The sequence below is a fragment of the Ruegeria sp. ANG-S4 genome (assembly GCF_000814005.1).
GTDB lineage: Bacteria > Pseudomonadota > Alphaproteobacteria > Rhodobacterales > Rhodobacteraceae > Ruegeria.
Window position 1 is genome coordinate 448,712 of sequence record NZ_JWLK01000001.1, and the last position, 26,635, is coordinate 475,346.

General features: G+C 57.5%; 38 protein-coding genes. All 38 read left to right on the forward strand.

Annotated features, from left to right (window positions below; all coding sequences use genetic code 11):
* Positions 1-118: 118 nt before the first annotated feature.
* Positions 119-1,804, forward strand: coding sequence for an AIPR family protein (locus RA28_RS02350; RefSeq protein WP_039523338.1), 1,686 nt, complete (start codon positions 119-121; stop codon positions 1,802-1,804).
* Positions 1,805-1,975: 171 nt separating this feature from the next.
* Positions 1,976-2,818 (forward strand): 50S ribosomal protein L2, encoded by an 843-nt coding sequence (gene rplB / locus RA28_RS02355; RefSeq protein WP_039523341.1) that lies wholly within the window; start codon positions 1,976-1,978, stop codon positions 2,816-2,818.
* A gap of 3 nt (positions 2,819-2,821) precedes the next feature.
* Entirely contained in the window at positions 2,822-3,100 is a 279-nt protein-coding gene (gene rpsS / locus RA28_RS02360; protein WP_005980699.1) for a 30S ribosomal protein S19, read from the forward strand.
* A 3-nt stretch (positions 3,101-3,103) separates the two neighbouring features.
* The gene (gene rplV, locus RA28_RS02365) at positions 3,104-3,484 is read left to right on the forward strand and encodes a 50S ribosomal protein L22 (protein ID WP_039523348.1); all 381 of its coding nucleotides are present in this window, start codon (positions 3,104-3,106) and stop codon (positions 3,482-3,484) included.
* Positions 3,484-4,194, forward strand: coding sequence for a 30S ribosomal protein S3 (rpsC, locus tag RA28_RS02370; protein WP_039523351.1), 711 nt, complete (start codon positions 3,484-3,486; stop codon positions 4,192-4,194). The genes rplV and rpsC overlap by 1 nt, the downstream gene beginning before the upstream one ends.
* 12 nt (positions 4,195-4,206) lie before the next feature.
* On the forward strand, positions 4,207-4,620 hold the full coding sequence (rplP, locus tag RA28_RS02375; protein ID WP_010437070.1) for a 50S ribosomal protein L16: 414 nt from the start codon (positions 4,207-4,209) through the stop codon (positions 4,618-4,620).
* A 265-nt stretch (positions 4,621-4,885) separates the two neighbouring features.
* On the forward strand, positions 4,886-5,374 hold the full coding sequence (locus tag RA28_RS02380; RefSeq protein WP_082029701.1) for a CBS domain-containing protein: 489 nt from the start codon (positions 4,886-4,888) through the stop codon (positions 5,372-5,374).
* Between the two features lie 23 nt (positions 5,375-5,397).
* Positions 5,398-6,765, forward strand: a complete 1,368-nt coding sequence (locus tag RA28_RS02385; RefSeq protein ID WP_039523360.1) for an ArsB/NhaD family transporter — start codon at positions 5,398-5,400, stop codon at positions 6,763-6,765.
* Between the two features lie 73 nt (positions 6,766-6,838).
* Positions 6,839-7,459, forward strand: coding sequence for a TIGR02466 family protein (locus tag RA28_RS02390; protein ID WP_039523363.1), 621 nt, complete (start codon positions 6,839-6,841; stop codon positions 7,457-7,459).
* Between the two features lie 178 nt (positions 7,460-7,637).
* Complete coding sequence (locus RA28_RS02395) at positions 7,638-7,823, forward strand: hypothetical protein (protein ID WP_152611990.1); 186 nt, start codon at positions 7,638-7,640, stop codon at positions 7,821-7,823.
* Between the two features lie 76 nt (positions 7,824-7,899).
* Complete coding sequence (locus RA28_RS02400) at positions 7,900-8,199, forward strand: type II toxin-antitoxin system death-on-curing family toxin (RefSeq protein ID WP_052261236.1); 300 nt, start codon at positions 7,900-7,902, stop codon at positions 8,197-8,199.
* Between the two features lie 185 nt (positions 8,200-8,384).
* Complete coding sequence (gene rpmC / locus RA28_RS02405) at positions 8,385-8,591, forward strand: 50S ribosomal protein L29 (protein ID WP_010437082.1); 207 nt, start codon at positions 8,385-8,387, stop codon at positions 8,589-8,591.
* A gap of 4 nt (positions 8,592-8,595) precedes the next feature.
* Positions 8,596-8,826 carry a 30S ribosomal protein S17 gene (gene rpsQ, locus RA28_RS02410; protein WP_039523369.1) on the forward strand — a complete coding sequence of 77 codons (231 nt, stop codon included), beginning with the start codon at positions 8,596-8,598 and terminating at the stop codon, positions 8,824-8,826.
* A gap of 76 nt (positions 8,827-8,902) precedes the next feature.
* Entirely contained in the window at positions 8,903-9,271 is a 369-nt protein-coding gene (gene rplN, locus RA28_RS02415) for a 50S ribosomal protein L14 (protein WP_039523372.1), read from the forward strand.
* 2 nt (positions 9,272-9,273) lie between these two features.
* A complete protein-coding gene (gene rplX, locus RA28_RS02420; protein ID WP_039523375.1) occupies positions 9,274-9,585 on the forward strand; it encodes a 50S ribosomal protein L24 in 312 nt (103 codons plus the stop codon).
* On the forward strand, positions 9,578-10,138 hold the full coding sequence (gene rplE / locus RA28_RS02425; protein ID WP_039523378.1) for a 50S ribosomal protein L5: 561 nt from the start codon (positions 9,578-9,580) through the stop codon (positions 10,136-10,138). The genes rplX and rplE overlap by 8 nt, the downstream gene beginning before the upstream one ends.
* 19 nt (positions 10,139-10,157) lie before the next feature.
* Positions 10,158-10,463, forward strand: a complete 306-nt coding sequence (gene rpsN / locus RA28_RS02430) for a 30S ribosomal protein S14 (protein ID WP_010437098.1) — start codon at positions 10,158-10,160, stop codon at positions 10,461-10,463.
* Positions 10,464-10,476: 13 nt separating this feature from the next.
* On the forward strand, positions 10,477-10,869 hold the full coding sequence (rpsH, locus tag RA28_RS02435; protein ID WP_039523381.1) for a 30S ribosomal protein S8: 393 nt from the start codon (positions 10,477-10,479) through the stop codon (positions 10,867-10,869).
* A gap of 11 nt (positions 10,870-10,880) precedes the next feature.
* On the forward strand, positions 10,881-11,414 hold the full coding sequence (gene rplF / locus RA28_RS02440) for a 50S ribosomal protein L6 (protein WP_039523384.1): 534 nt from the start codon (positions 10,881-10,883) through the stop codon (positions 11,412-11,414).
* Between the two features lie 11 nt (positions 11,415-11,425).
* Positions 11,426-11,785 carry a 50S ribosomal protein L18 gene (gene rplR / locus RA28_RS02445; RefSeq protein ID WP_039523386.1) on the forward strand — a complete coding sequence of 120 codons (360 nt, stop codon included), beginning with the start codon at positions 11,426-11,428 and terminating at the stop codon, positions 11,783-11,785.
* 173 nt (positions 11,786-11,958) lie between these two features.
* Positions 11,959-12,537 (forward strand): 30S ribosomal protein S5, encoded by a 579-nt coding sequence (gene rpsE / locus RA28_RS02450; protein WP_039523389.1) that lies wholly within the window; start codon positions 11,959-11,961, stop codon positions 12,535-12,537.
* Positions 12,538-12,549: 12 nt separating this feature from the next.
* On the forward strand, positions 12,550-12,738 hold the full coding sequence (gene rpmD / locus RA28_RS02455; RefSeq protein ID WP_039523392.1) for a 50S ribosomal protein L30: 189 nt from the start codon (positions 12,550-12,552) through the stop codon (positions 12,736-12,738).
* Positions 12,739-12,905: 167 nt separating this feature from the next.
* On the forward strand, positions 12,906-13,238 hold the full coding sequence (locus RA28_RS02460) for a hypothetical protein (protein ID WP_039523395.1): 333 nt from the start codon (positions 12,906-12,908) through the stop codon (positions 13,236-13,238).
* Between the two features lie 183 nt (positions 13,239-13,421).
* Entirely contained in the window at positions 13,422-13,844 is a 423-nt protein-coding gene (locus RA28_RS22385; protein ID WP_082029703.1) for a GFA family protein, read from the forward strand.
* A 181-nt stretch (positions 13,845-14,025) separates the two neighbouring features.
* Positions 14,026-14,241: a DUF1127 domain-containing protein gene (locus RA28_RS02470; RefSeq protein ID WP_039525558.1), complete on the forward strand. Its 216-nt coding sequence runs from the start codon at positions 14,026-14,028 to the stop codon at positions 14,239-14,241.
* 213 nt (positions 14,242-14,454) lie between these two features.
* On the forward strand, positions 14,455-14,928 hold the full coding sequence (rplO, locus tag RA28_RS02475; protein WP_039523401.1) for a 50S ribosomal protein L15: 474 nt from the start codon (positions 14,455-14,457) through the stop codon (positions 14,926-14,928).
* Between the two features lie 109 nt (positions 14,929-15,037).
* Positions 15,038-16,402, forward strand: a complete 1,365-nt coding sequence (gene secY / locus RA28_RS02480; protein WP_039523404.1) for a preprotein translocase subunit SecY — start codon at positions 15,038-15,040, stop codon at positions 16,400-16,402.
* Positions 16,399-16,974 carry an adenylate kinase gene (locus tag RA28_RS02485; protein ID WP_039523407.1) on the forward strand — a complete coding sequence of 192 codons (576 nt, stop codon included), beginning with the start codon at positions 16,399-16,401 and terminating at the stop codon, positions 16,972-16,974. The genes secY and RA28_RS02485 overlap by 4 nt, the downstream gene beginning before the upstream one ends.
* 572 nt (positions 16,975-17,546) lie before the next feature.
* Entirely contained in the window at positions 17,547-17,915 is a 369-nt protein-coding gene (rpsM, locus tag RA28_RS02495) for a 30S ribosomal protein S13 (protein ID WP_039523412.1), read from the forward strand.
* Positions 17,916-17,930: 15 nt separating this feature from the next.
* Positions 17,931-18,320: a 30S ribosomal protein S11 gene (gene rpsK / locus RA28_RS02500; RefSeq protein ID WP_008757289.1), complete on the forward strand. Its 390-nt coding sequence runs from the start codon at positions 17,931-17,933 to the stop codon at positions 18,318-18,320.
* Between the two features lie 115 nt (positions 18,321-18,435).
* Positions 18,436-19,452 carry a DNA-directed RNA polymerase subunit alpha gene (locus RA28_RS02505; RefSeq protein ID WP_039525561.1) on the forward strand — a complete coding sequence of 339 codons (1,017 nt, stop codon included), beginning with the start codon at positions 18,436-18,438 and terminating at the stop codon, positions 19,450-19,452.
* 163 nt (positions 19,453-19,615) lie between these two features.
* Positions 19,616-20,038 carry a 50S ribosomal protein L17 gene (gene rplQ, locus RA28_RS02510; protein WP_039523418.1) on the forward strand — a complete coding sequence of 141 codons (423 nt, stop codon included), beginning with the start codon at positions 19,616-19,618 and terminating at the stop codon, positions 20,036-20,038.
* A 180-nt stretch (positions 20,039-20,218) separates the two neighbouring features.
* Entirely contained in the window at positions 20,219-21,274 is a 1,056-nt protein-coding gene (locus tag RA28_RS02515; protein WP_039525563.1) for a TauD/TfdA family dioxygenase, read from the forward strand.
* A 77-nt stretch (positions 21,275-21,351) separates the two neighbouring features.
* A complete protein-coding gene (locus tag RA28_RS02520; protein ID WP_039523421.1) occupies positions 21,352-22,737 on the forward strand; it encodes a trypsin-like peptidase domain-containing protein in 1,386 nt (461 codons plus the stop codon).
* A 3-nt stretch (positions 22,738-22,740) separates the two neighbouring features.
* Complete coding sequence (locus tag RA28_RS02525; RefSeq protein ID WP_039523426.1) at positions 22,741-24,054, forward strand: replication-associated recombination protein A; 1,314 nt, start codon at positions 22,741-22,743, stop codon at positions 24,052-24,054.
* A gap of 108 nt (positions 24,055-24,162) precedes the next feature.
* Positions 24,163-25,206, forward strand: coding sequence for an RluA family pseudouridine synthase (locus tag RA28_RS02530; RefSeq protein ID WP_039525565.1), 1,044 nt, complete (start codon positions 24,163-24,165; stop codon positions 25,204-25,206).
* On the forward strand, positions 25,203-25,886 hold the full coding sequence (locus RA28_RS02535) for an HAD-IA family hydrolase (RefSeq protein ID WP_039523429.1): 684 nt from the start codon (positions 25,203-25,205) through the stop codon (positions 25,884-25,886). The genes RA28_RS02530 and RA28_RS02535 overlap by 4 nt, the downstream gene beginning before the upstream one ends.
* Positions 25,879-26,586, forward strand: coding sequence for an ATP12 family chaperone protein (locus tag RA28_RS02540; RefSeq protein ID WP_039523431.1), 708 nt, complete (start codon positions 25,879-25,881; stop codon positions 26,584-26,586). The genes RA28_RS02535 and RA28_RS02540 overlap by 8 nt, the downstream gene beginning before the upstream one ends.
* Positions 26,587-26,635: the final 49 nt, after the last annotated feature.

Sequence of the window (26,635 nt, forward strand, 5' to 3'; positions counted from 1 at the left end):
TACGCTAAAGTCTATTTCTTAGGGTTGATCCATGTTTTTAGTATTTCAACCTATTATCATTGCACCCATTCCAACATTCTGCGAATAAAAGCAAAATCTCATGTTGATAGGTTGATATATGTCTTCGAACGCAAAACAAATTTTGGGCGATATTGTAGATCAAAGAAGGCAAGAAAGCTTACCTGACATGTCTCTTCAAGACTATTTTGAAGTATTTGCTGCAGAACAAATTACCAAAGACTTCTCGCTTACATTTGAGGAACTTGAAAACGGTATTGTTGATGGCGAGCACGACGGAGGCATTGATGCCGTCTATGTTTTCGTAAACGGTGATCTGGTACGAGAGGACACCGACGTAACAATTTACAAAAAGAACATTGAAATTGAACTTGTCGTCGTTCAAAGCAAAACGGCCGGTGGTTTTTCGGAAGATCCGATCAATCGATTGAAATCATCTCTTAGCCGTCTTCTAGACCTGACGTCAGACTACGACCAACTTCCGCAGTATAGCGCGACTGTTAAAGAGGCGCTGGAGTTGTTCCGCACAACTTATCGCAGGTTGGCGGCGAGGTTCCCTCGCCTGAGCATCCGAATGATCTATGCCGCGATGAACGCCGACAGTGAAATTCATGCGAATCTCGGATTAAAGCGAGATGAGATTGTCGCTGAAGTGCAGGCGATGTTCGAAGAAGCCTCAATCGACTTTTCGTTCCTCGGAGCGCGTGAGCTACTGGCGCTTGCACGACAGCAGCCCAACCAGTCCTTTGAACTGAAGTTTGTCAAAGCAGTGCCCGGCGACAACGGCTACGTGGTATTGTCGCTTTTGAAAGACTACAATGGGTTTTTGAGAAACGGTGGGGCAACCGTTCGTAACGATTTGTTCGATGCAAACGTCCGCGACTACCAGGGTTCAACGGAAGTAAACTCGGAGATCAGTCATACGCTAGAAGGGCCAAAAGATGTGGACTTCTGGTGGTTAAACAACGGTGTAACGATACTTGCCAGCCAAGCTACCCAAGCGGGAAGCGGTGTGACAATCGAGAATCCACAGATTGTAAACGGACTGCAAACCAGCTCTCAAATTGCCAAGTACTTTGATGAGGGAGGCGAAGATGATGACAGGATGGTGATGGTTAAGATCGTCGCCTCGGAGGACGAAGCGGTTCGAGACCAGATAATCAAAGCCACGAACAGCCAGAACGCTGTTCCTCCAGCTTCATTGAGAGCTACGGACAAGGTTCAAAGAGACATTGAGCATGCGCTTAAAATGGGTGGTTATTATTATGACCGCCGAAAAAACTACTACAAAAACCAAGGGCGGCCAGCCGCCAAGATTGTGAGTATTCCGCTCTTGGCACAGGCTATGATGTCTCTGCTTCGCGCAGAGCCGGACAATGCGCGGGCACGACCTTCATCTCTGATCAAAGATGACGCGGTGTATGGATCGTTGTTTTCTGAGACATATCCTATCGATTGCTATTTAGTGGCTTCGGATTTGATCAAGCGGCTTGAGGTAGCCTTAAAAGCTAGAGCGACGTTTACCGCTGCAGACAGAAACAACTTGAGATTCTATTGCTTGTTTTGGATTGCCGGTTGGGTCGCCAAATCTTCTTCATTGTCTGCGACCAAAGTCGCCGAATTGAAGGATAAAGTTACCGGTGCCGATATTGAGCAGGCCATAGACAGGGTGGCGACGGAGTTTCGAAATGCGGGCGGCACAGACAAAGTTGCAAAGGGGTCTGATTTCAAAGATCATTTGATCAGTAAGCTCGCAGAAGAAATAAGAGTTCACTTTACTAGCTAGACACCCACCCCCAACCCTGTTACACGCTCCCAATCTTGCGGCCTCGGATTCGTTCCGGGGCTTCTGATATTTGTAACCGGGGACCTTCGGGGCCCTATACCCTTGGCACCTACGGGGGCCTATCACATAGCAGGGAAACCCCCTGCACTTGCTAAACGGAAGACAGAAAGCATGGCACTCAAGTCGTACAAGCCGACGACGCCGGGCCAGCGCGGGCTGGTGCTGATCGACCGTTCGGAGCTTTGGAAAGGACGTCCGGTCAAGTCTCTCACAGAGGGTTTGACCAAATCGGGCGGCCGGAACAACACCGGACGGATCACTTCACGCCGCCGCGGCGGTGGCGCAAAGCGTCTCTACCGGATCGTTGACTTCAAACGGAACAAAATGGATGTCGCGGCAACCGTCGAGCGGATCGAATACGATCCGAACCGGACCGCATTCATCGCATTGGTCAAATACGAAGACGGCGAGCAGGCCTATATCCTCGCTCCGCAGCGTCTGGCAGCCGGTGACAAGGTCATCGCGTCGGCCAAGGCCGACATTAAGCCGGGCAACGCGATGCCGTTCTCGGGCATGCCCATCGGTACCATCGTCCACAACATCGAGATGAAGCCCGGCAAGGGCGGTCAGATCGCACGTGCGGCCGGTACATACGCGCAATTCGTGGGCCGCGACGGTGGCTACGCTCAGATCCGTCTGAGCTCGGGCGAGCTGCGCATGGTCCGTCAGGAATGCATGGCCACCATCGGTGCCGTGTCCAACCCCGACAACTCGAACCAGAACCTCGGCAAAGCCGGTCGTATGCGCCACAAGGGTGTGCGCCCGTCGGTTCGTGGTGTTGCGATGAACCCGATCGATCACCCGCACGGTGGTGGTGAAGGTCGCACCTCGGGTGGCCGTACACCGGTTACGCCGTGGGGTAAGGACACCAAGGGTAAGCGTACCCGCAACAAGAACAAAGCGTCCCAGAAGCTGATCATCCGCTCGCGGCACGCCAAGAAGAAGGGACGTTAACTCATGTCTCGCTCTGTTTGGAAGGGTCCTTTCGTCGATGCTTACGTGCTGAAAAAAGCCGAAGCAGCGCGCGAGTCGGGCCGCAACGAAGTCATCAAAATCTGGTCGCGTCGTTCCACCATTCTGCCCCAGTTCGTGGGTCTGACCTTTGGTGTGTACAACGGCCAGAAGCACATTCCCGTCAACGTCTCGGAAGACATGATTGGTCAGAAGTTCGGTGAATACTCGCCGACCCGCACCTATTATGGCCACGCCGCAGACAAAAAAGCGAAGCGGAAGTAAGTCATGGGCAAGGAAAAGAACCCCCGCCGCGTGGCCGAAAACGAAGCAATGGCAAAGACCCGTATGCTTCGCACCAGCCCGCAGAAACTGAACCTGGTTGCAGCGATGATCCGCGGCAAGAAAGTCGAGAAGGCGCTGACCGACCTGACTTTCTCGAACAAGCGTATCGCGCAGGACGTGAAGAAATGCCTTCAGTCCGCAATCGCCAACGCCGAGAACAACCACAACCTGGACGTCGACGAGCTGATCGTCGCCGAAGCCTGGGTTGGCAAGAATCTGGTCATGAAGCGCGGTCGTCCGCGGGCCCGTGGCCGGTTCGGCAAGATCATGAAGCCGTTCTCGGAGATCACCATCAAGGTGCGTCAAGTTGAGGAGCAAGCCTAATGGGACATAAAGTCAATCCGATCGGCATGCGCCTTCAGGTCAACCGCACCTGGGACAGCCGCTGGTACGCAGACACCAAAGACTATGGTGACCTGCTGCTGGAAGACCTCAAGATCCGTGAGTTCATCCAGAAAGAGTGCAAGCAGGCCGGTGTTGCCCGTGTGATCATCGAACGTCCGCACAAGAAGTGCCGCGTGACGATCCACACCGCGCGCCCCGGTGTCATCATCGGCAAGAAAGGCGCAGACATCGAAGTTCTGCGCAAAAAGCTTGCTCGTATGACCGACAGCGAACTGCACCTGAACATCGTCGAAGTGCGCAAGCCCGAGCTTGACGCGCAGCTGGTTGCCGAGTCCATCGCTCAGCAGCTTGAGCGTCGCGTCTCGTTCCGCCGCGCGATGAAGCGGTCGGTTCAGAATGCCATGCGCATGGGCGCCCTGGGTATCCGGGTGAACGTCGCTGGCCGTCTGGGTGGCGCCGAAATCGCACGGACCGAGTGGTATCGCGAAGGCCGCGTGCCTCTGCACACCCTGCGTGCCGACATCGATTACGCACATGCCGAAGCGATGACCCCCTACGGGATCATCGGGATCAAGGTCTGGATCTTCAAAGGTGAGATCATGGAGCACGATCCGCAGGCACGTGACCGTAAAGCACAGGAACTCCAGGACGGCCCTGCACCTCGTGGTGCTGGTGGCGGTCGTCGCTAAGGAGGGAAAGATATGCTTCAACCAAAGCGTACTAAATTCCGCAAGATGCACAAAGGCCGGATCAAGGGTCTCGCCAAGGGCGGCTCTGATCTGAACTTTGGCACCTACGGCCTGAAAGCTCTTGAGCCTGAGCGCGTAACCGCGCGCCAGATCGAAGCTGCACGTCGTGCCATGACGCGTCACATGAAGCGTCAGGGCCGCGTCTGGATCCGCATCTTCCCCGACACTCCGGTCACGGCCAAGCCGATCGAAGTTCGTATGGGTAAAGGTAAAGGTTCGGTCGACCGCTGGGCCTGCAAAGTCAAGCCTGGCCGCGTGATGTTCGAGATCGACGGCGTCAATGATGACATCGCCCGCGAGGCGCTGCGCCTGGCCGCGATGAAGCTGCCGATCAAGACCCGCGTCGTGATCCGCGAAGACTGGTAAGATCGACAAGTCTTTTGAAAAAAGAAAACCCCGCCGGTCAGGCGGGGTTTTTTGTTTCGCGGGGAGTGCGCAGTCATTTCACAATTCCAAAAATCAATAACGGCTTTGCAAAAATTACGTGACTCGGGGGGTGGCAAAACCTTGCTGTTGATGAAATGAAACGCGCGGCACAAATCCGTTTCGCAGGGTCGGGCGCCCGCCACAGTTCGCGTTGGTAGCTTGCTGACCCAATCCTTGCGAACCCGCAAGAAAACCGAGGATACCTATGGGCCTTACATGCCGGGACGTTATGGTCCCTCCCGAAAGACAACGGACAATCCATCCCGATGACACAGTCGCCAAGGCGTTCGAGATCATCCGCGACAGTCGCGCAAGGTTCCTTCCGGTGGTAGACCGTGATGGAAAATTCGAAGGTGTTTTCACCGCACCGACACTGATCAAGATGATCCTGCCCAAGGCGGCCCTGATCGGGATGAGCTCGGACGCGACCCGTGTACCGATCAGCAATCTCAGCTTCATGGACCTGACCAAGCAGGATTTCCGCGAACAAATCGAGCGTCTGAACGAGGAGCGGGTCGGAGACCATATGTCGAACCCGGCCAATATCCCGGTGACCGCGCCTGATACGCCGGTGATGGAAGGCATCTTCCTGATCCACAGGTTCAAGCGTCATGTCATCCTTGTCGAGCCTGAAACCAGCCAGTTTGTCGGCACCGTCAGCGCCAACTCGCTGATCGATCACGCGCTCAGCTAACTCTTACATACCGGATCAGAAAATTGACCGAACATTCCGCTTCGCATGGGGAACACGCGTTCTCCGTCCCTCAACTTTTGGGCATTGATCCGCTCTGGGTCGCCACCGGCATCCTGATTGCCGTCTATGCGGTGCTTATTACCGAAAAAGTGAACCGCGCGATCCTCGCCGTGCTCGGCGCCTCGCTGATGGTGCTGTTCGGTATCCTCAATCAGGAACAGGCCGTGGCTGGGGTCGACGCCAACACGCTGGCGCTGCTGATCGGCATGATGGTGATCGTTGGCATCACCAGCAAATGCGGGCTGTTTCAATACGTGGCGATCAAGGCGGCCAAGGTGGTCAAGGCCAACCCGACCGGCATCCTGATCATGCTGACGCTGATTACCGCCGTGTTTTCCGCGCTCTTGGACAACGTGACCACGGTGCTTTTGATTGCGCCGATCACCCTGCTGATCACAGACGCGCTGGACACCCCGGTGTTTCCGTTTTTCTTTGCCGAGATTCTGGCCTCGAACGTGGGTGGCACCGCCACTCTGATCGGTGACCCGCCCAACATCATCATCGGCTCGGCTGCGGGGCTCAGCTTTAACGAGTTCGTGGTCAACCTGGCCCCGATCTCGGCCATTTGTCTGGTTGTGCTGACCGGGATCATTTATCTGATGAACCGCCGAACGCTGGCGGCAATTCCACAGTCGGCCAGCGAAAAGATCATGCGTTTCAATGAAAATGAGGCGATCACCGACATTGGCCTGATGATCAAATCCCTGTCCGTTCTGGCATTGGTTCTGTTGGGGTTCACGTTGGGCCACAGCTATGGGGTTCAGCCCGGCACCTCCGCGCTGGCCGGGGCGGCGCTGCTGATGCTGCTGGCCTACGGCCATCAAAGCGGCGAGGCGCAATCCGAATCCGTGCATCACATCTTTGGTGAGGTCGAATGGGTCACGATCTTCTTCTTCGGCGGTTTGTTCGTGATCGTCGCGGGGGTCGAGCATGTGGGCCTGCTGGATTTCTTTGGTCAGAAGGTTCTGGAATTGACCGAAGGCGACATGATGTGGACCGCGTTCTTCATCTTCTGGGCGTCGGGCATCCTGTCGGCCATTCTCGACAACATCCCCTTTGTGGCCACGATGATCCCGCTGATCGAATCCACCGCAGACACGTTTGGCGGCCCCGATGCGATTGAGCCGCTGTGGTGGTCACTGGCCTTGGGCGCTTGTTTGGGTGGCAACGGCACTTTGCTGGGGGCCAGCGCCAACCTGACCGTGGCGGCCTTTGCCGAAAAGGCCAAGCAGCCGATCGGTTTCGTCAAGTTCGCGATCATGGCCTTCCCGATCATGATCCTGACCCTGATGATCGCCAACGTCTATATCTGGCTGCGCTACTTCTACTAAGTCGCACCTGACCAGCCGCTTTTATCGGGCGGCTGGTCTCGCCCTTGCCGACCGGCTGGTTTATAGCCGGGGCATGGCACAGATTGAATCACTCTTCGTCACCCGTCTCTACCGCGCAGCTTTGTCCGAGTTCGATCCCAGGATCGACGCGGGCGAACTGGAAAGCTCTTGCCTTGTGATCGCCGGGGATGATGAGGCCGGACAGGACTGGTGCGAGGAGAACGGCTATTCCGGCTATACAAGCTATGCCTCGCTGACCGATCTGCCGTGGCGGTTTCCGATCTTCGCCGATCTGGTTGCGGTGCTCGATCAGCACGTCGCGGCCTTTGCCAAGGATCTGGAATTCGATCTGGGTGAGGGGGAGTTGAAGCTCGAAGACCTGTGGATCAATATCCTGCCCGAAGGCGGTATGCATTCCAGCCACCTGCACCCGCACAGCGTGATCTCGGGCACCACTTATGTGGCCATGCCCGAAGGGGCGAGTGCGCTGAAACTGGAAGACCCCCGCTCCGGCCGCATGATGGCTGCACCCACGCGCCTGAAAGGCGGGCGGCGGGATCTACGGCCGTTCATCTATGTAAAGCCTGCGGTGGGCGATGTCCTGCTGTGGGAAAGCTGGCTGCGCCACGAGGTGCCGATGAACATGGCCGAGGATGAGCGGATTTCGGTGAGCTTTAATTATAAGTGGGAGTGAGCCGCGACCCGCGAAGCGGCAATCGCTCCAGTGGAGCGATTGAGGGGCGAATGGGCGGAGCCTGGCACATCGAAAACAAGGTATTGTTAACGATCTCTTCATCAATTCGGTTTAAGTGATGCGGTCTTGCGAATGCGGAGAGCGCCGTCCATATTACAGCTATGTCGAGGAAAGTATTATGGCTGAGAACGCAAAGAAAAACCCGGTAAAAGGCGGCTATATTGCTCGCAGCGCTGTCTCCGGGCGTTTTGTCGAGGTCGGCTCGTCCTCGGGCGTCAAGAAGGCTGCGCCCAAATCTGTTTCGGTCGTGAAGGAAGCTTCGTCAAGGCGCAAATCTGCGTTGAAGCGGTTGGCAAATCGGTAGATCGCATTATCGCGTCACGCTTGCTGACGCCATTACTGCACATGATGAGGCTTTGACTTATGGTGGTCGCGACGGTGTGACCAGTCTTGACCTTATCGAGTCTGCGTTGGGTCGGCCTTATTCTGGATATCATCGCGCGATTTCCCGAAAAGCTGCGGCGCTTCTGCAAAGCATGGTCGGCAATCATGGCTTTGTGGATGGCAATAAAAGAACCGCGTGGTTGCTTGTCGAAATTCTTGTCGAGCGGAGCGGATACCGGCTCGAAATCGACGATGACGAGCCAATTGATGATCTGGTTGTTGCAGTCGCCGCAAGAGAACTGGATTTTGACGATCTCAATTCGTGGTTCAGGTCGCGATTGTCTAAGGTAGATTGAGAAGACACCAGTCCCTGACCTTCACCACAAACTACCCCTTGCCACCCACCCCCTAAACCCTTATACGGCGGCATCCTGCGATCACCCGGCCGAGTCGGGCGATTCGTATGTCTATCATTCATCCACCAGGTCCAAGGTGACCCTGTAAGGGGGCCTTCTGGTGTTTTGAGCAAAGGAAAAAGGCGATGAACGCCCAAGAACTGCGTGACAAGACCCCGGACCAGCTCCGCGAGGAACTGGCCAACCTGAAGAAAGAAAGCTTTAACCTGCGCTTTCAACAGGCCACCGGTCAGCTGGAAAACACAGCCGGCATCAAAGCGGCCCGCCGCAATGCGGCCCGTGTCAAAACCATTCTGAACGAAAAGGCCGCTGCCGCGGCATCCGAGGAGTAATCAGATGCCCAAGCGTATCCTTTCCGGCATCGTGACCAGCGACGCCAACGAACAGACCGTAACCGTATCCGTCGAGCGCCGCTTTACGCATCCGGTTCTGAAGAAAACCATCCGTAAGTCCAAGAAATACCGGGCTCACGATGAAAAGAACGCCTTCAAGGTCGGCGACACAGTCCGCATCATCGAATGCGCGCCGAAATCGAAGACGAAACGCTGGGAGGTTCTGGAGGCGTAAGCCACCAGGACCTTTCCATTTGTCGAAACCCTGGGGGATCTAATCAGAACAGCCCCCACAGGTCGGGAGAAACCACATGATCCAGATGCAGACCAATCTGGATGTCGCTGACAACTCCGGCGCACGCCGAGTTCAGTGCATCAAGGTCCTGGGTGGTTCCAAGCGTAAATACGCCTCCGTCGGCGACATCATTGTCGTCTCGGTGAAGGAAGCCATCCCGCGCGGCCGCGTAAAGAAAGGGGACGTCCGCAAGGCCGTCGTCGTACGCACCGCCAAGGAAGTCCGTCGCGAAGACGGCACCGCGATCCGTTTCGATCGCAACGCCGCCGTCATCCTGAACAACAACAACGAGCCGATCGGTACCCGTATCTTTGGCCCCGTTGTGCGTGAACTGCGCGGCAAGAACTTCATGAAAATCATCTCGCTGGCTCCGGAGGTGCTGTAATCATGGCTGCTAAACTCCGCAAAGGCGACAAGGTCGTCGTGCTGGCCGGCAAGGACAAGGGCAAAGAGGGCACCATTTCCTCGGTTGACCCGAAGGCCGGAAAAGCTGTTGTTGACGGCATCAATATTGCCATCCGCCACACCCGCCAGTCGCAAACCTCGCAAGGTGGTCGTTTGCCTCAGGCAAACCCGATCGACCTGTCGAACCTGGCACTGCTGGACAAGAACGGCAAAGCAACCCGCGTTGGCTTCCGCATGGAAGGCGACAAGAAGGTGCGCTTCGCCAAGACCACGGGGGACGTGATCGATGCTTGATAACGCAACCTACACCCCGCGTCTGAAAGCTCAGTACGCTGAAACCATCCGCCCTGCTCTGAAAGAAGAGTTCGGCTACAAGAACGACATGCAGCTGCCCAAGCTGGAAAAAATCGTTCTGAACATCGGCTGTGGTGCTGAGGCTGTCAAAGACTCGAAGAAAGCGAAAGCGGCTGTCGAGGATCTGACTGCAATTGCAGGCCAGCAGGCCGTTTCGACCAAGGCGAAGAAGTCGATCGCGGGTTTCCGCGTCCGTGAAGACATGCCGCTGGGCGCAAAAGTGACCCTGCGCGGCGACCGGATGTATGAATTCCTGGATCGTCTGATCACCATCGCGCTGCCGCGCGTGCGTGACTTCCGTGGTGTGAAACCGTCTTTCGATGGTCGTGGCAACTTTGCCATGGGCATGAAAGAGCACATCGTGTTCCCGGAAATCGACTTCGACAAGGTCGACGAGGTCTGGGGCCTGGATATCGTAATTGCCACCACAGCGAAAACCGACGCTGAAGCAAAGGCATTGTTGAAAGCGTTCAACATGCCGTTCAACGCGTAAGCGCCGGGAGGATTGAGACATGGCTAAGAAAGCAATGATCGAACGCGAGAAGAAGCGCGAACGCCTGGTGGCCAAATATGCCGCAAAGCGTGCCGAGCTGAAAGAAATCGCGAATGACGAGAGCAAGCCGATGGAAGAGCGTTTCAAAGCGCGTCTGAAACTGGCGAAACTGCCGCGCAACAGCTCGGCTACCCGTCTGCACAACCGTTGTCAGCTGACCGGTCGTCCCCACGCTTACTACCGTAAGCTGAAGGTCAGCCGTATCGCGCTGCGCGAGCTGGGTTCTGCTGGTCAGATCCCCGGCATGGTGAAATCGAGCTGGTAAGGGAGACATAGATATGAATGATCCTATCGGCGATATGCTCACCCGTATCCGCAACGCGCAAATGCGCGGCAAGTCCACCGTATCCACCCCGGCATCCAAGCTGCGCGGTTGGGTTCTGGACGTGCTGGCGGACGAAGGCTACATCCGTGGCTATGAAAAGACGACCGGTGAAAACGGTCATCCGGCCATCGAAATCAGCCTGAAATACTACGAAGGCACCCCTGTTATTCGCGAACTGAAGCGGGTTTCGAAGCCCGGTCGTCGTGTCTACATGGGCGTCAATGACATCCCGCAGGTCCGTCAGGGTCTGGGTGTGTCGATTGTCAGCACTCCGAAAGGTGTGATGTCGGATCAGAACGCGCGCTCCAACAATGTTGGCGGCGAAGTGCTCTGCACCGTCTTCTAAGGAGGTCTGCAATGTCTCGTATTGGTAAAAAACCGGTCGAGCTGCCCAGCGGCGTTACCGCCTCTGTGTCCGGCCAGACCATCGAAGTCAAAGGTCCGAAAGGCACCCGCAGCTTCACCGCCACCGACGACGTGACGCTGTCGGTAGAAGACAACGTGGTCAAGATCGACCCCCGTGGCATGTCCAAGCGTGCCCGCCAGCAATGGGGCATGAGCCGCACCATGGTTGCCAACCTGGTAACCGGTGTGACCGAGGGCTTCAAAAAAGAGCTGGAGATCCAGGGTGTTGGTTACCGGGCTCAGATGCAGGGCAACACCCTGAAGCTGAACCTGGGCTACAGCCACGATGTTGATTTCACTGCCCCGGAAGGTGTCACCATCACCGCGCCGAAGCAGACCGAGATCGTTGTGGAAGGCATCGACCAGCAGCTGGTGGGCGAAACCGCGGCCAAAATCCGCGAGTGGCGCCGTCCCGAGCCGTACAAAGGCAAGGGCATCCGCTATAAGGGCGAGTTCATCTTCCGCAAGGAAGGCAAGAAGAAGTAAGGACGCAAACAATGGCAAACAGCAAAAGAACCCTGTTTCTGAAGCGCCGCCTGCGCGTTCGGAACAAACTTCGCAAGGTCAACGCAGGCCGTGTACGCCTGTCGGTTCACCGTTCGAACAAGAACATCAGCGTTCAGTTGATCGACGACGTTCGTGGCGTGACCCTGGCCTCGGCCTCGACCCTGGAAAAAGATCTGGGTGTTGTTGGCAAGAACAACGTCGAAGCGGCCACCAAAGTGGGCGCGGCCATCGCCGAGCGTGCCAAGAAGGCAGGCGTCGAAGAGGCCTATTTCGATCGTGGTGGCTTCCTGTTCCACGGCAAGGTGAAGGCAGTCGCCGACGCCGCGCGTGAAGGTGGTCTGAAGATCTGATGGTTTGCCGGGCTGAAGCCCGGCCTACCTGAAACACCGCCGTAGGCCGGGCTTCAGCCCGGCACCGGCAAACCTGAAGGCGGGTCTGCCCGCCTCGATGATCGGGGAGCTTGCACGCTCACTTCGATTGAGAAAACGGCGCCGCAAGCGCCACATGAGAAAAGGGATGCCAAATGGCAGAACGTGAAAACCGTCGGGGCCGTGGCCGCGACCGTGAAGAAGCACCGGAATTTGCCGATCGCCTGGTCGCAATCAACCGCGTGTCGAAAACCGTAAAAGGCGGTAAGCGCTTTGGCTTCGCCGCTCTGGTGGTTGTTGGCGATCAGAAAGGCCGCGTCGGCTTTGGTAAAGGTAAAGCGAAAGAAGTGCCCGAGGCCATCCGCAAGGCGACTGAGCAAGCCAAGCGTCAGATGATCCGCGTGCAACTACGCGAAGGTCGGACCCTGCACCACGACATCGAGGGCCGTCACGGCGCTGGTAAAGTGGTCATGCGCACCGCACCTGAAGGTACCGGTATCATCGCCGGTGGTCCGATGCGTGCCGTGTTCGAAATGCTGGGCGTGAAGGACGTTGTGTCCAAGTCGCTGGGCTCGCAGAACCCGTACAACATGATCCGTGCCACCATCAACGGCCTGCAGAAAGAGCAGAGCCCGCGTTCGGTTGCCGCACGTCGTGGCAAGAAAGTTGCCGACATCCTGCCCAAGCGTGACGAAGCCCCTGCGGCCGAAGCGCCCGCCGAAGCCGAAGCGTAAGGAGAGCGAACAATGGCAAAAACCATCGTCGTCAAGCAGATCGGTTCCCCGATCCGCCGCCCCGCCGAACAGCGCGCGACCCTGATCGGCCTGGGCCTGAACAAGATGAACAAAACCCGTGAGCTGGAAGACACCCCTTCCATTCGCGGCATGGTCAACAAGATCCCGCATCTGGTTGAGATCATCGAAGAGCGCGGCTAAGCGCGACCAAGACAATGTAAGAAACGCCTCCGATACATTCGGGGGCGTTTTTCTTTTTTTGCTCGAAATTCCTGCTGACCGGCTGAACGGATGCATTGCAACCCGTTCATTGCCATGCATACTCACCTTAGAGTTGAAAGGAATTGATTTTGCAAACCACTATTTTGATGTCCGCCGTACTATTGCTCGGTGTTTCCCTGACCGCGTGCACAACCAAAGGTGCACTGGATTACGGTTCAGAACCGACAACGTCGAACTATACCGAACCTTATGTTTCCGGTCTGCGTGCCGGAAAGCCCTATCCGTCTGCCGAGGACGTCTGTCAGACGATTGAGCCGAACAAGGCGACACGCGAACTGGACAAGGCCGGGTTCTTTCTCATCGGTTGTCCCAAACATGAAAGAGGCGCGATTGCAGACCGGGTTGCCGAGGGCGCAAGCATCGTGGCGCAATCCAGACACTGGACGCGTCTTCAATTGCCGGATCAGGCCAGCTTGTAGAATTTCGCGTTGACCGCCTCACATCCTTGCTTACTGACGTTCCTGTAACCGTCATGTCGCGTTTGAACAGAAGTCTTCCTTGAAAACGGGCAGGTTTCTTTTGGGTGATCATAGCCGTGTCCGTTCGCAGAACGTCAGGCGCAGGCAGCCCGAACTGGTAAACGACTACGACAGGAGAAGCGCATGACGACTCGGGGGCATTGTTTGTGCTGCCAGACCCGGTGGGAATACGAAGGTGAGGTCAATTGGGCCTGCTATTGCCATTGTGACGATTGTCGACGCAACTGCGCCGCTCCGGTCGTTGCGTGGCTTGGCGTTCCACTGAAGAACTTCCGCTGGCTGGGACTGGCGCCAAAAACACTGGAAAGCTCAAAGGGCGTTTTTCGGCACTTTTGCAGGGAATGCGGGTCGCCGTTGGGTTTCGAGGCCGCCCACTATCCCGGCGGGATGCATCTTTACGCGGCATCTTTGGAGAAACCCGAAGACTTTGAGCCAACGTTCCACGTGAACTTCGAAAGCAAGCTTCCGTGGCTTCATATGGATGACGAACTGCCGAAATATAAGGGCACGCTCTTGAATGCGCCGAGCGATCTCAGAGAGTATTGAAGCGGCGGCCAAGGTTTCACGGTGGGAAATCAAACCACCTGCTGCCATTCCTTCTATGCATATCGGCTAGACCGAAACTTGCATTGTTAGCGTTAGCAACCGCGCCTATCTGATCCTTGTCCCACTAAGGAACGTCTAAGCAATTCGGGGAATGCGCCCCGATACAGAAAGGAACAAAGATATGGCACATACAGCTACACTGACACATAGCGGCTTCAACCTCAGCGGCCGCATCGCGGGGTTTATCGCGAAGGTCAAAGAACAAAACGCACTGCGCGCCGAATACAGCCGCACCTATTCGGAACTGCAGAGCCTGAGCGATCGCGAACTGGACGACATCGGCGTGCGTCGCTGCGACATTCGTGACATCGCTCACGGTCACGTCTATTGCTCGTAAGCTCAGATCGCAGAGTATGAACCAGAGGCGCCGTTTGGCGCCTCTTTTGTGTTTAAACAGTCTGTGAACGCTTCAAAGCGATCATTGCTTGCAAACGGGGCGATGACACTGTAACCCGCCTCAGTGGCGTTTTCGCCGCGAGAATCAAAACCAAGAAACGCCGTGGTTGGCCCATCACGCTTCGGGGGTCACATCCGGCTAAGGAGAAGCGATATGAAACTGCACGAATTGCGCGACAATCCCGGCGCTGCACCGAAACGCACCCGTGTTGGCCGTGGTCCCGGCTCCGGCAAGGGTAAAATGGGTGGCCGTGGTATCAAAGGTCAGAAATCCCGTTCGGGTGTGGCCATCAACGGCTATGAAGGCGGCCAGATGCCGCTCTATCAGCGCCTGCCAAAGCGTGGCTTCAACAAGCCGAACCGCAAGGCATTTGCCGTTATCAACCTGGGCCTGATCCAGAAGTTCGTCGATGCCGGCAAGCTGGATGCGTCCGCTGCGATCACCGAGGATGCGCTGGTTGCTTCCGGACTGGTGCGCCGCAAGCTGGATGGCGTTCGCGTTCTGGCCAAGGGCGAAATCACCGCCAAAGTGAACCTGGAAGTCACCGGAGCATCGAAGTCTGCCGTGGAAGCAGTCGAAAAAGCGGGCGGTTCACTGACGGTCACAAAAGCTGCTGCGGCAGAGTAAGCGCTTGTGAGCGGGCCAAGACCCGCTTACATAGACCTCAGAGTTTTCCAAGACGCCGCCCGAGCCGGAAAACGGTTCCGGGCGGTGTTTGCATAAGAGAGACCGATTTATGGTATCAGCAGCAGAACAAATGGCAGCCAACACAAGCTGGTCTGCCTTGGGCAAAGCCACCGATCTGCGCAACCGCATCCTGTTCACGCTCGCATTGCTGATCGTCTATCGCCTGGGCACCTTCATTCCGGTGCCGGGGATCGACGGTCAGGCGCTGCGTGAATTCATGGAGCAGGCGGGGCAGGGCATCGGCGGCATGGTTTCGATGTTCACCGGCGGGGCGCTGGGGCGGATGGGTATATTTGCCCTCGGCATCATGCCCTACATCTCGGCATCGATCATTGTGCAGCTGCTAACATCCATGGTTCCCGCGCTCGAACAGCTCAAGAAAGAGGGCGAGCAGGGCCGCAAGAAAATCAACCAATATACACGCTTCGGCACCGTGGCTCTGGCCACCGTTCAGGCCTATGGTCTGGCCGTTTCGCTGGAATCGGGCGATCTGGCGACCGATCCGGGGCTCTATTTCCGCTTCTCGACGATGATCACGCTGGTGGGCGGCACCATGTTCCTGATGTGGCTGGGTGAGCAGATCACCGCGCGCGGCATCGGCAACGGCATTTCGCTGATCATCTTCGTCGGCATCATTGCCGAGGTCCCGGCCGCGCTGGCGCAGTTCTTTGCATCGGGCCGCAGCGGTGCGATCAGCCCCGCCGTGATCGTTGGTGTGATTATCATGGTCATCGCCGTGATCACCTTTGTGGTGTTCATGGAACGGGCGCTGCGAAAGATCCACATCCAGTATCCGCGCCGTCAAGCCGGCATGAAAGTCTATGAAGGCGGCTCCAGCCACCTGCCTGTCAAGGTCAACCCGTCGGGCGTTATCCCTGCGATCTTCGCAAGTTCACTGCTGCTGCTGCCGGTAACGATCTCGACCTTCTCGTCGGGCGCAACCAACGGACCCGTGATGTCGTGGCTGCTGGCCAACTTTGGCCCCGGACAGCCGCTCTATCTGCTGTTCTTCGCGTCGATGATCATCTTCTTCGCCTATTTCTACACGTTCAACGTGGCCTTCAAGCCGGACGATGTGGCGGAAAACCTGAAAAAGCAGAACGGGTTTGTACCGGGTATTCGGCCCGGCAAGAAGACCAGCGAATACCTGGAATACGTGGTCAACCGCGTTCTGGTCCTGGGCTCCGGTTATCTGGCCGCGGTCTGCCTGTTGCCTGAAATCCTGCGGGGGCAGTTCGCCATTCCATTCTATTTCGGCGGCACATCGGTTCTGATTATCGTCTCTGTGACCATGGATACGATCCAACAGGTGCAGAGTCATTTGCTGGCGCACCAATACGAAGGGCTGATTGAAAAGTCCCAGCTGCGCGGCAAAAGCAAGAAACGCGGCAGAAAGGGAGCTGCTCGTCGATGAACATCATTCTTCTCGGCCCGCCGGGGGCAGGCAAAGGCACGCAGGCGCAGCATCTGGTTGAAACCCGCGGCATGGTGCAGCTGAGCACCGGCGATATGCTGCGCGAGGCCAAGACCAGCGGAACAGAGATGGGCAAGAAGGTTGCGGCCATCATGGACGCGGGCAAGCTGGTCACTGACGAGATCGTCATTGGCCTGATCGAAGAGAAGCTGATGACCGAAAAAGGCGCAGGCTTCATCTTTGACGGCTTTCCGCGCACGCTGGCACAGGCCGATGCGCTGGCCGCGCTGCTGACCAAGGTGGGCCAGTCGCTTCATACCGTGATCGAAATGCGCGTCGATGACGAAACGCTAGTTCAGCGCATCGTTGGCCGCGCCGAAGAAGCCCGCGCCGCGGGCCAGCCCGTGCGCGCGGATGATAACGAGGAAAGCGTGCGTATCCGCCTGATGGAGTACTACAAGAAAACCGCTCCGCTGATCGGGTATTACCACGCCAAGGGCGATCTGCGCCCGGTCAATGGTCTTGCCAGCATCGAAGAAGTCACCGGGTCGATTGAGGCGGTTCTGGGTTGAGCAAGGACGCGATCGCGCCGATACCTGCAGATCTAAAGGACGCGTTTAGTCGTTACAGGGAACTGCTGCGATCACAGTTGCGACTTTTGATTTGGGTTATGCTCGCATTTGGGCTGTCCGCTATGCCCGTTTTTATGGTTATGAAATCGTTCGTTTCTGAATTGGTGCGTGCGGGGAATTGGCCTACTACAATCTATTTTTCGATTGCCCTTATAGGTCACGTTGTTTTTTGGTTGGTGGCCATGAACTTGGTTTTCCGTCCAACCGAAGAGAAAAAGAACGAAATCGAAAAGAGATTTGAAAAACAGAACCTAATAATAAGTAAGCGGGGCTTCACAAAGGTTCACGTCGAAAGCGTTAAGAGTTAATGGCCGCATCAGACGCCTTGACGCCCCGCAAAAAACTCTCTACGCACCCCCATCCCTAAAGGGAATCAAGACCGCATGCGGGATTCGTCCCAATTGCCCCGACCACCTCGAATAATGCTGAACCCTCTGGCGACACTGCCACGGTAAAGCGTTGTGAAAAAAGGTTCTGGAGTTACGGAACCGCAACGAAAAGGAAAGTGACACGTGGCACGTATTGCCGGCGTAAACATCCCGACTGCCAAGCGGGTACCTATCGCCCTCACATATATCACCGGTATCGGCAACACCTCGGCCAAAGCGATTTGCGAAGCCGTTGGCATTGATGCGGCTCGTCGCGTCAATGAACTGTCGGATGCCGAAGTTCTGGCCATCCGTGAACATATCGACGCCAACTACACCGTCGAAGGTGACCTGCGTCGTGAAGTTCAGATGAACGTCAAGCGTCTGATGGACCTGGGCTGCTATCGCGGTCTGCGTCACCGCCGCAACCTGCCGGTTCGCGGTCAGCGCACCCACACCAACGCTCGTACCCGCAAAGGCCCTGCAAAGGCCATTGCCGGTAAGAAGAAATAAGAGGGGGTCTGACTGATGGCACGTGACAAGACTCGCGTTAAGCGCAAAGAGCGCAAGAACATCGCATCGGGCGTTGCCCATGTGAACTCGACCTTCAACAACACCAAGATCCTGATCTCGGACGTACAGGGCAACGCCATCTCGTGGTCGTCTGCCGGTACCATGGGCTTCAAAGGGTCGCGGAAGTCGACGCCTTATGCTGCCCAGATGGCTGCGGAAGATGCAGGCAAGAAGGCGCAGGAACATGGCGTCAAGACGCTGGAAGTCGAAGTTCAGGGCCCTGGTTCGGGTCGTGAATCGGCACTGCGCGCGCTGGCTGCCGTGGGCTTCAACATCACGTCGATCCGCGACGTGACCCCGATTGCTCACAACGGCTGCCGCCCGCCGAAGCGCCGCCGCGTCTAAGCGATTTTGAATTGAGCTGGGGCCCGCGTTTTTGCACGGCCCCAGCACGTCATTTTGAACCTCGGGCGTCTGCACCTTGTTGGTCATGGGGCGCGGACAGGAATGGAGGGATTACATGATCCACAAGAATTGGGCAGAATTGATCAAACCGACCCAGCTTGACGGCAAGCCGGGCAACGATCCCGCACGTCAGGCAACTCTGGTTGCTGAACCGCTGGAGCGTGGCTTTGGTCTGACCCTGGGCAACGCGCTGCGCCGCGTGTTGATGAGCTCGCTGCAAGGCGCGGCCATCACCAGCGTTCAGATCGACAACGTCCTGCACGAGTTCTCCTCTGTCGCAGGTGTGCGTGAAGATGTCACCGACATCATCCTGAACCTCAAAGGCGTGTCGCTGCGCATGGAGGTCGAAGGCCCCAAGCGCCTGTCGATCAACGCCAAAGGCCCCGCCGTTGTCACCGCAGGCGACATCAGCGAAAGCGCCGGTATCGAGGTTCTGAACCGCGATCACGTCATCTGTCACCTGGACGATGGTGCCGACCTGTTCATGGAACTGACCGTCAACACCGGCAAGGGCTATGTCTCGGCTGAGAAGAACAAGCCCGAGGACGCGCCGATCGGCCTGATCCCGATCGACGCGATCTATTCGCCGGTCAAAAAGGTTGCCTATGACGTTCAGCCGACCCGCGAAGGTCAGGTTCTGGACTACGACAAGCTGACCCTCAAGATCGAAACCGATGGCTCGATCACGCCCGAGGATGCGCTGGCCTTCGCAGCCCGTATCCTGCAGGATCAGCTGTCGATCTTCGTCAACTTCGACGAGCCGGAATCGGCTGGCCGCCAGGACGAGGACGATGGTCTGGAGTTCAACCCGCTGCTGCTGAAGAAAGTGGACGAGCTGGAGCTGTCGGTCCGTTCGGCAAACTGCCTGAAGAACGACAACATCGTTTACATCGGCGATCTGATCCAGAAGACCGAAGCCGAGATGCTGCGCACCCCGAACTTCGGCCGCAAATCGCTGAACGAGATCAAAGAAGTGCTGTCCGGCATGGGTCTGCACCTCGGCATGGATGTCGAGGACTGGCCACCCGACAATATCGAAGATCTGGCGAAGAAATTCGAAGACGCCTTTTAAGCCGGTGCCGGGCTGAAGCCCGGCCTACAAGGTTGTACAACACGGACGTTCCGCCTTGTGCGGGGCGTACAACACGAAAGACCCGGGCAATCCCGCCCCAAGGAGAGTCGGTGACACGCATCGCCGACCAGACAAAGCAAAATGCGAAAGAAGGATTAAGAAAATGCGTCACGCACGTGGTTACCGCCGCCTGAACCGTACTCATGAGCACCGCAAGGCTCTGTTTGCGAACATGGCTGGCTCGCTCATCGAACATGAGCAGATCAAAACAACTCTGCCCAAGGCAAAAGAACTGCGCCCGGTCATCGAAAAGCTGATCACTCTGGGCAAACGCGGCGACCTGCACGCGCGCCGTCAGGCCGCATCGCAGCTGAAAGAAGACAAGGATGTCGCCAAGCTGTTCGACGTTCTTGGCCCGCGCTATGCCGAGCGTCAGGGCGGTTATGTCCGCATCCTGAAAGCAGGCTTCCGCTATGGCGACATGGCCCCGATGGCGATCATCGAATTTGTTGATCGTGACATCGACGCCAAAGGCGCTGCCGACAAGGCCCGCGTTGCCGCCGAAGAGGCCGCAGACGACGAATAAGAAAACCCGGTTTTCTGATTTGAGCCCCCGTGCCACCGGCGCGGGGGTTTTTTCGTTTGCGGTACCAAGGCAGAACGATCTGCGCCTGTTCTGTCGCATTTGAAGCATTTCCGGTGATTTCGGATGATGAAAGGAAATCGCCCTGAGGTCAGGCTGATCGCGAAGCGTGGAGGGCTGACGATGTCGATACTTTCCGAAACCCCGAACCAGATTACCGGACCGTCGGTCTGGACCGGTCTTGAAATGGCCGAACGCCAGAACGAATGGATTGTCGATCTGAGCGCAGATGACATCGCCGATCTTGAACAGGCGGCGCACCATTACCTGAGCCTGAACCGCGATATCGGTGAGATCAGGAAAGAAGACTTCCCGTTGCGCCGCTTCGGCCAGCATCTCGCAGAGTTGCGCAAAACGCTGATCAACGGCGTCGGCTTCGAGATCATCCGCGGCTTGCCGGTCGACGGCTATTCCCAGGAAATGGCTGCGGCGATCTTTTGCGGTGTTGGCGCTCATCTGGGATCAGCGCGATCTCAGAATGCACAGGGTCATATTCTGGGCCATGTCCGGGATATCGGCGCGGATGCGAGTGATCCCAATACGCGGATTTATCAGACACACGAAAGGCAAACGTTTCACACCGACAGCGCCGATATCGTTGGGCTGTTGTGCCTGCGTGATGCGAAGGAAGGCGGTGATTCACTGCTGGTGAGCGCCGAGACGATCTACAATCGCATGCGCGCAGAATGCCCGGAGTTGCTGGAGCGCCTGTTCGATCCGATCGCAACTGATCGGCGGGGTGAAGTGCCCGAAGGGATGCAGCCGTTCATGACCATTCCGCCGTTTAGCTGGCATGACGGCAGACTGACAGTGTTTTACCAGCGGCAATACATCGACAGCGCGCAGCGGTTCCCCGACGCGATGCGCCTGACGCCGGGCCATGTCGCAGCGTTGGATCGCTTCGATGCGCTGGCAAACGACCCCGCGCTTTACCTGACCATGCGTCTGCAACCGGGCGACATGCAGTTTGTCTATAACCATTCCCAGCTGCACGACCGCACAGGGTTTGTTGATTGGCCTGACCCATCCGATCGTCGCCACTTGTTTCGGCTCTGGCTCTCACCAGAAGGAGATCGCGAATTGCCGGACGTCTTCAGGCAACGGTACGGCAATATCGATATCGGCAATCGAGGCGGTATCATAACCAAGGGAACGCGGCTGCACGCGCCTCTGGACTAACAGACGACCCAAGCACCTGCTTGCATTCGTGGCCCGCTAATCGCATATCCAACGCAGTTTTGCTGGTTGAGGTCCTCATGCTGCGCGCGACGCTAATCGCTTTCTCCCTTGCAAACGCCACGATGGGCGTGGCCGAAACGCGTGTCCCGACATCGCAGGCCGAGATTTCGCTGGGTTTTGCACCTGTCGTCAAAGAGGCGGCCCCGGCAGTTGTGAATATCTACGCCAAGATCGTGCGGCAGGGCCGGGCAAATCCGTTTTTCTCGGATCCGTTTTTTCAGGATTTCTTCGGTCGTGGGTTCGGTGAACCGCGTCGACGGGTGCAGAATTCATTGGGGTCAGGGGTGATCCTGTCCGAAGATGGTTATGTTGTTTCCAATTACCATGTTGTGGGCACGGCCACCGAAATTCGCGTCGTGACAACGGACCGGCGCGAGTTTTCGGCACAGGTAGTTCTTGGTGACAAGGAAAGCGATATCGCCATCCTTCGGTTGGACGACGCCAATGATTTGCCTTTCCTAAAGCTTCGGGATTCCGATCAAGTCGAGGTTGGTGAACTGGCGTTGGCGATCGGCAACCCCTTCGGGGTCGGGCAGACAGTGTCATCGGGCATCATCTCGGGTCTGGCACGTACGGGAACGGCAACGGGCAATGCGCGCGGGTATTTCATTCAGACCGATGCGGCGATCAATCCCGGCAATTCGGGTGGTGCGCTGATCGACGTGAATGGCGATCTGATTGGGATCAATACTTCGATTCTGACGCGCTCGGGCGGGTCGAATGGCATCGGTTTTGCAATCCCGGCCAATCTGGTGGCCGAGTTTTTGCGTCAGGCCCAGAACGGCAACACGTCATTCGTCAGCCCTTGGGCGGGTATGGCTGGCCAGCACATGAGCGCCGACATCGCCGAGTCTCTGGGGTTGGTTATCCCGCTTGGCGTCGTTATCTCTGATCTTCATGCGCTCAGCCCATTGGCCGACGCCGGCCTGCGCGTCGGAGATGTGGTGACCCATGTCGACGGAGACGAAGTGAATTCACCGGCAGAGATGAAGTTTCGCATGTCGGTGGCGGGTGTTGGCGGTAACTCGGTTCTGACGCTGATGAGGGGCGAAGAAAGCCTTGATGTCGAGGTCGCGCTGATCAAAGCGCCGGACACGCCCGCAGCCGAGGAAACAACGCTCGACGAAGAAACCGTCTTGCCGGACCTGACTGTCGCGCGTGTCAACCCGGAAGTGATTTCGCGCCTGGGTCTGTTGCTGTCCCAGACTGGGGTGGCTGTGGTTGACCCGGGGCCCTATGGGGGCCGCGCCGGCTTGCGGGTCGGAGACGTGCTGGTCGGCATCAATGGGGAGGAGATGGAGCGCCCCGAAGATGTGGTCAACGCGCTGACCGATCCCGGGCGTCGACTGAACCTGGACGTTTTGCGGGGTGGACGATCCGTTTCGCTGCGGTTCCGGCTATGAGCTATGGCTGACCTTTTCGACACCAATTCACCCCAGCCAGCCGATGCCCCACATCGCCCGCTGGCTGATCGGTTGAGACCTCAGACCTTGGCCGAGGTGATCGGGCAGCAGCAGGTCTTGGGGCCCGAAGCGCCGCTGGGTGTCATGCTGGCGTCGGGCAGTTTGTCCAGCCTGATTTTCTGGGGGCCACCGGGGGTCGGAAAGACCACCATTGCGCGGTTGCTGGCCAAGGAAACCGATCTGCATTTTGTGCAGATCAGCGCGATATTCACAGGTGTCCCGGACCTCAAGAAGGTCTTTGAAGCAGCCAAGATCCGACGGCAGAACGGACAGGGCACGCTGCTGTTTGTCGACGAGATACACCGGTTCAACAAGGCACAGCAGGACGGTTTCCTGCCGCACATGGAGGATGGGACCATCCTCTTGGTTGGTGCGACGACCGAAAACCCATCCTTCGAACTGAATGCCGCTGTGCTCAGCCGGGCACAGGTTTTGGTACTTGAGCGGCTTGGTCTGGCCGATCTGGAGCGTTTGACCCAGCGCGCCGAGAAAGAGCTTGGTCGCGCGCTGCCGCTTACGCCCGCGGCGCGGGACGCGCTGCAGGAAATGGCTGACGGGGACGGGCGGGCGCTGCTTAACCTGTCGGAACAGATCGCGGCATGGTCGGTCGACGCGCCGTTGGACCCAGAGGCATTGTCCAAAAGACTGATGCGGCGGGCTGCGAAGTATGACAAGTCGGGTGACGAACACTACAACCTGATTTCCGCGCTGCACAAATCGGTGCGGGGATCAGACCCGGACGCGGCGCTGTACTGGTTTGCGCGAATGCTGGCAGGGGGCGAGGACCCACGTTACCTGGCGCGTCGGATCACTCGAATGGCGGTCGAAGACATTGGACTTGCGGACCCGCAGGCGCAGGCGATCTGCCTACAGTCGTGGGAAACCTATGAGAGGCTGGGTTCGCCTGAGGGGGAACTGGCGCTCGCTCAGGCGCTTGTCTATCTGGCGCTGGCGCCGAAATCGAATGGTGCCTATGTGGGCTTTAAAGCGGCGATGCGACTTGCCACACAATCTGGCAGCGAACCGCCGCCCAAGCATATCCTGAATGCGCCAACATCGTTGATGAAGGATCAGGGGTATGGCGCGGGCTACGCGTATGACCACGATGCGGAAGATGGGTTCTCGGGTCAGAACTACTTCCCCGATGGCATGAAACGACCAGTTTTGTATCAACCCGTTGAGCGAGGTTTCGAGCGTGAGCTGAAAAAACGGCTCGAGTATTTCGGCAAGTTGCGGGCGCAACGAAACTCTGACTAGGACGGCTTGACTCTGCGTCCGATGCGCGCGACAGACGCGCATGTTTTCAAGGGCACTGACACAGATGCGAGCCGGGCGGGACAGCCGCGCGGGGCAAGGGGCAATGGCATGAGTGGCGTACAAATGATCACAGTCGCCGAAGGTGACAGCGACCAGCGCGTTGATCGCTGGTTGCGTCGCATGTTCCCGCATGTCGGTCAGGGCCGCATCGAAAAGATGTGCCGCAAGGGCGAACTGCGCGTAGACGGGAGCCGGGTAAAGGCGTCAACCCGTTTGGAGACCGGTCAGGTCGTTCGCGTCCCACCGCTTCCGGACGCTGACCACAAACCTGCCGAGGTCAAACGTCGGATTTCCGAAGCCGATGCCAATATGATCCAGGCCTGCGTGATTTACCGCGATGACCACATACTGGCCCTGAACAAGCCACATGGGTTGCCCGTTCAGGGCGGCAGCGGTCAAACCCGTCATGTGGACAGCCTCTCCGAAGCGCTGCGCTTTGGATATGATGAGAATCCGCGCCTTGTGCATCGGCTTGATAAGGATACGTCAGGCGTTCTGCTGATGGCCCGGACGCGCGAGGCTGCCAAAGGGTTGACCGCAGCGTTTCGGCATCGAAACACACGCAAAATCTATTGGGCGCTGGTTGCTGGCGTACCCACACCATATTTGGGCGAGATCAAGACGGGGCTGGTCAAGGCCCCGGGTCGCGGAAAGCAGGGCGAGGGCGAAAAGATGATCCCGATACACCTGTCCGAGGTGGACAATACGCCCGGCGCGAAACGCGCACACACGCTTTATGCAACGCTTTACCGTGTCGCGGGCCGTGCCGCCTGGGTCGCGATGGAGCCGGTCACCGGTCGCACGCATCAGTTGCGTGCGCATATGGCGGGCATCGGACATCCGATCATCGGCGACGGCAAGTACGGCGGTTCAGGTCAGGAGAACCTCGGTGACGGTTGGGGTGCACAGCTGGGCGGCGTCATCAGTCGCAAGCTGCACCTGCACGCGCGCCGCCTGTCGTTTGAGCATCCGGTCACGCACAAACCGGTCACAATAACAGCGCCCTTGCCGGATCATATGAAAGACAGTTGGACAACACTGGGCTGGACCGAAGACCTGGCATCTGATGACCCGTTTGAGGCGCTGCAATGACGTCACCCCTGCGGTTGGTGTTGTTCGATGTCGATGGCACGCTGGTTGACAGTCAGGGCAGTATCGTTTCCGCCATGTCGGCAAGTTTTGACGCCCTGTCGCTGCCCGCCCCAGAGAGAGAGGCGACACTGTCCATAGTGGGCCTGTCGCTGCCTCAGGCCATTGCCCGTCTCGCGCCCGAGCAGTCCAGCGACCAACAAGCGCTTTTGGTGGAAGGGTACAAAAAGGCCTATCATGCGCAGCGACTGTCGCAGGGGGCGGCAAGCTCTCCGCTTTACCCCGGCGCACGTGAGGTGATCGAGACTTTGCATGCAACGCCCGAGATTTTGCTGGGCGTGGCCACCGGCAAATCGCAGCGCGGGCTGGATGCGTTGCTGGACGCGCATGATTTGGCGCAGTTTTTTGTAACCCGGCAAGTGGCTGACCACCATCCATCAAAGCCGCACCCATCGATGATCGAAACGGCATTGTCCGAGACCGGTATAGCCCCAAAGAATACCGTGATGATCGGAGACACCAGCTTTGACATGGAGATGGCCGCCGCTGCGGGCGTCGCCGCTGTGGGCGTGAGTTGGGGCTATCATGAGCCATCTGCCCTGACATCTGCCGCAGATGTTATCGACAGTTTTGAAGCTTTGCCGGATGTCCTGAACAGGATTTGGGAACAAGAAGATGAGTGATTGGAAGCCAAAACGCTTTTGGACAGAGAGTGTCGTTGTCGCGACCGATGGCGGACATACCGTAGAACTGGATGGCCGCCGGGTCAAAACGCCGGCGAAGGCCGCCCTGATTTTGCCGACGCATGCCATGGCGCAGGCGGTTGCTGCCGAATGGGACGCGCAAGAGACCGAAGTGGACCCGACCACTATGCCATTCACGCGCTCGGCCAATGCCGCGATCGACAAAGTGCAAATTCAGCATGCTGAGGTCGCAGACATGCTGGCCGATTACGGTGATTCCGACCTGTTGTGTTATCGCGCGGCCTATCCCGAAGCGTTGCAGCAGCGTCAGGCTGCTCAGTGGGACCCTGCATTGGACTGGGCAGCGGAGGCGTTGAACGCGCGACTGGTCCCTGTGGCCGGCGTATTGCATCAGCCGCAACCGGCCGAAGCGCTCCAAACTCTCAGGCAGCAAGTTCACGGCTTGGATGCATTCCAACTTGCCGCGTTTCATGACCTAGTCAGCCTGTCTGGCAGTTTGATCCTCGGCTTTGCCGCCGCGCGTGGTTGGCGCAGTGCAGATGAGATTTGGGAAATCTCGCGCCTTGACGAGAACTGGCAGGTCGAACAGTGGGGCCACGATGACGAAGCCCACACCGTTGCCGAGACCAAAAAAGCTGCTTTTTTGCATGCCAAACGCTTCTTTGATCTATCGAATTGATCCTTGTGGCCTGTTTTTAGTGCATGACAACAAAAACCTGCGCCGTTGA